The sequence below is a fragment of the Phocaeicola sp. RTP21198st1_B8_RTP21198_201120 genome (genome assembly GCF_040929485.1).
Classification (GTDB): Bacteria; Bacteroidota; Bacteroidia; order Bacteroidales; family Bacteroidaceae; genus Phocaeicola; species Phocaeicola dorei.
On the sequence record NZ_JBCOCI010000223.1, the window covers coordinates 1 to 2,039 of the forward strand.

Annotated in this window: 2 protein-coding genes; both read left to right on the forward strand. The window is 43.4% G+C overall.

The window, feature by feature from the left end; translation table 11 throughout:
* Positions 1–95: 95 nt before the first annotated feature.
* Positions 96–1,232, forward strand: coding sequence for a GNAT family N-acetyltransferase (locus AB5935_RS24770; RefSeq protein ID WP_004298422.1), 1,137 nt, complete (start codon positions 96–98; stop codon positions 1,230–1,232).
* 10 nt (positions 1,233–1,242) lie between these two features.
* Positions 1,243–2,039: ATP-binding protein (locus AB5935_RS24775; protein ID WP_368327729.1), on the forward strand; the 797-nt coding region annotated here is incomplete at its 3' end.

Below are 2,039 nucleotides of genomic sequence, written 5' to 3' on the forward strand. Positions count from 1 at the left end.
CCCTAATCGTCCAGAGACTATATTTTCTCTTTCCGGCGCGTTGTAATTTAAAGATTATCACGTATCTTTGCTTCCTCAAATCATAAATACGAGATATGGCTATTACAATCAAGAAAGTCTCCACAAAGAGAGAACTTAAGAAATTTATCCGTTTCAATTACAGAATGTACAAGGGCAACCCTTACTCTGTGCCTGACCTCTATGACGACATGCTCAACACCTTCAACAAGAAGAAAAATGCAGCATTCGAATTCTGTGAAGCTGATTATTTCCTCGCATATCGGGACGATAAAATAGTAGGACGTGTAGCTGCAATTATCAATAACCAGGCGAACAAGAAGTGGGAATGTAAAAACGTTCGTTTCGGATGGATAGACTTCATCGACGATCCCGAAGTATCATCCGCACTTATCAAAACAGTGGAAGAATGGGGAAAAGAACGGGGTATGACTCATATTGCCGGTCCTCTCGGATTTACTGATTTCGATGCGGAAGGAATGCTGATCGAAGGATTCGACCAGCTTAGCACCATGGCCACTATCTACAACTACCCGTACTATCCGGTACACATGGAAAAACTAGGCTTCGAGAAAGATGCCGACTGGGTGGAATACAAAATCTACATACCGGATGCTATTCCCGACAAACATAAGCGTATCTCCGAACTGATCCAACGAAAATACAACCTTAAGATAAAGAAATATACTTCCGGAAGAAAGATAGCCAAAGACTATGGACAGAAGATTTTCGAACTGATGAACGAAGCATATAGTCCACTTTATGGTTATTCTCCGCTGACACAGCGGCAAATCGACCAATACGTGAAAATGTATCTGCCGATCCTTGACTTACGGATGGTTACACTGATTACTGATGCCAATGATGAACTAGTCTGTGTAGGTATCTCTATGCCATCTCTCGCTGAAGCTTTACAGAAATCAAACGGACGTCTGTTGCCGCTCGGATGGTTCTATCTGTTAAAGGCATTATTCATGAAACGTCGTGCCAAAATGCTTGATCTGCTACTCGTTGCAGTGAAACCGGAATATCAAAATAAAGGTGTTAACGCTTTGTTATTTTCCGATTTAATTCCAGTTTATCAAAAATTAGGTTTTATCTTTGCGGAAAGCAACCCCGAACTGGAACTGAATGGAAAAGTTCAGGCACAATGGGATTACTTTGAGACTCAACAACATAAGCGCCGCCGTGCGTTCATCAAAGAGATAAAATAAAAAAACAGCTATGGAAGAGAACGAATTGATACCTGTAGACAACAACAATGCAGTAGAGTACACTGACGACAACATCCGCCACTTGAGTGACATGGAACATGTACGCACACGCCCCGGTATGTATATCGGAAGGCTGGGCGACGGTGCACATGCCGAAGATGGAATCTATGTCCTCCTGAAAGAAGTAATTGACAACAGTATTGACGAGTTCAAAATGCAAGCCGGTAAGAAAATCGAGATTACCGTTGAAGAAAACCTTCGTGTCAGTGTACGCGACTACGGACGAGGCATCCCACAGGGAAAACTCATCGAGGCTGTCAGCATGCTGAATACCGGTGGTAAATACGACAGCAAGGCATTTAAGAAAAGTGTCGGACTGAATGGTGTCGGTGTGAAAGCCGTCAACGCTTTAAGCTCCCGTTTCGAGGTACGCAGTTACCGCGACGGCAAAGTGCGTATCGCCACTTTCTCAAAAGGAAACTTACTGACCGATGAGACAAAGAATACCGAAGAAGAAAACGGAACTTACATCTTCTTTGAACCGGATAATACACTATTTCTGAATTACTGTTTCAAGCCCGAATTTATTGAGACAATGCTACGTAACTACACGTATCTCAATACGGGGCTTGCTATCATCTATAACGGACACCGTATCTTGTCGCGCAACGGTCTGGTAGACCTTTTGAACGACAACATGACGGCAACCGGGCTTTACCCGATCATCCACCTGAAAGGGGAAGACATCGAAATCGCCTTCACGCATACCGGACAATACGGAGAAGAATATTATTCTTTCGTCAACGG